This is a genomic window from Sporichthyaceae bacterium, assembly GCA_036493475.1.
Lineage (GTDB): Bacteria > Actinomycetota > Actinomycetes > Sporichthyales > Sporichthyaceae > DASQPJ01.
In genome coordinates, this window is record DASXPS010000176.1 from 1 (window position 1) to 2101 (window position 2101).

The window sequence follows — 2101 nt, forward strand, 5'->3', positions numbered from 1 at the left end:
CGACCTGGCCCAGCCGATTACCGACCAATACCGAGGCCACGAACCACCCCGACTGTATGAGCCTCGTCGAACAGCCGGAGGAGACCCCTAGGTGGCTGGTGTTTTTCGCCGGGTGGCGGTCGGCTGTCTTGTTGATCTGTCCGGGAGAATGTTCCTATGAGACAGGGACTTCGCTGCCGGGCTGAGCGATGACGTTGGGGCAGGCGCCGAGGCAGCCGGACTTGTTCCGGTCCACGGCCGGGTTCTGTGAGCCGCGGGTGGCGCCAGGCTCGATTTACGGGTTGCTGCATCGGGAGTGTCACCGGCTGTTCGGTGATGAGATGTTCGCGGATTTGTTCACCGATGTGGGTCGGCGCAGCGTGCCGCCAATGATCGTGGCGGTGGTGATGGTGCTGCAGCGGATCGAGGGCTGCTCGGATCGTGAGGCGACCGACCGGTTCTGCTTCGACGCGCGATGGAAGTACGCGGCGGGCGGGCTGGATTTCGACTATCCGGGGTTCGTGCACACGGTGCTGGTGGACATGCGAGCGCGGCTTGCCGGATCGTCGGCCCCGAACCGGATCTTCGACGCGGTGCTGGACGTTGCCAAGGCTGCGGGCCTGGTGGGCCGCCGGCGGGTGCTGGACTCCACACCGTTGTACGACGCGGTCGCCACGATGGACACCGTCACCCTGATCCGCTCGGCGATCCGTGGCCTGCTCAAGGTCGCTGACACCGAGCTCGAATCGCGGCTGCGGGCGGTGCTGGTCCGCGAGGACGACTATGCCTGCGCGGGCAAGCCGGTCTGTGACTACGACGATCCAGACGCACGGGCCGCGCTGGTCGACGCGCTGGCCACAGACGGCATGGCGCTGCTGCGGGTGCTTCACGGGCGTGAACTGGCCGAGGCGGTGACCCAGGCCGCCGCGCTGTTGGCCACGGTGCTCGGCCAGGACCTCGATGAAGACACCAACGGGGTGTTCCGCATCGCCCGTCGCGTCGCGCCCGACCGGGTGATCTCCACCGTGGATCCGCAAGCCCGGCACGGGCACAAGACCGCCGCACGGGGGTTCGACGGCTACAAGGGACATGTGGGTATCGACCCCGACTCGGAGATCATCACCGCCACCACAGTGACCGCGGGCAACGCTGGGGACGCCAGCGCCGCCGAGGACCTCATCACCGACCTGCTCGACACCGACACCGAGCACGCGGACGCCGAGCACGGGCCGGGCGATGACGGCGATAGTGGCGGTGACGGTGAGCCCGCCGCGACGGTCTACGGCGACAATGCCTACGGCACCGGGGAATTGCAGGAGCGGCTGGAGCAGGTCGGGATCGAGTCCAAGTGCAAGACCCAGCAGCCGGTTGCCACCGGCGGGCGCTTCGCCAAGGACCGCTTCGACATCGACCTGCGCCACGACACGGTGAGGTGTCCCGCCGGGCACACCGCGCCGATCCGGCGCAGCAACGCGACCGGCACCGCCAGCTTCTGGCCGTACTGCACGCACTGCCCGCTCCGCCAGCAGTGCACCACCGCCGCCGACGGACGCACCGTCACCGTCGGGATCCACGAGAAACTCCTCGCCGCCGCCCGGGCCCGACAACGCGACCCAGACTGGATCACCGACTACCGGGCCACCCGCCCCAAGGTCGAACGAAAGATCGCCCACCTGATGCGCCGCCGACACGGCGGCCGCCGCGCCCGCGTCCGCGGCACCACCAAGATCGCCGCCGACTTCGCCCTCCTCGCCGCCGCCGTCAACCTCGCCCGCCTCGCAGTGCTCGCCCTGGCCAGCACACCCGGCCGAGGATGGGCCACCGCGGCCGGGTAGACCAGCAGAAGCCCGGATCCCCTGCACAGCAGTCGACAACGGCCATTACACCGCCAGCAGCACCCGACACATGACCCGAGCCGCGCCAGCACGCCGATTAGACCCGGACCCGCACGACCGCTACTACACCTGCCAATCGGTGTTCCACGTCAGGGACCGCACCCCGAACAACCGTTCAACACCAACCACCTAGGGCCGATCTTTCCCAGCGTGCGCACCGAATCTCGTTTATCGGCGCCTGGCGAGCATGTGGGGACCGGGTTGAATATTCACCCCGCCTGCTTCCG

1 protein-coding gene is annotated in these 2101 nt (G+C 68.5%); it reads left to right on the forward strand.

The genetic code is table 11. The features are described 5' to 3' along the window. The first annotated feature begins 257 nt into the window (after nt 1-257). Nucleotides 258-1814: an IS1182 family transposase gene (locus tag VGJ14_17635; protein HEY2834251.1), complete on the forward strand. Its 1557-nt coding sequence runs from the start codon at nt 258-260 to the stop codon at nt 1812-1814. The last annotated feature ends 287 nt before the right edge of the window (nt 1815-2101 follow it).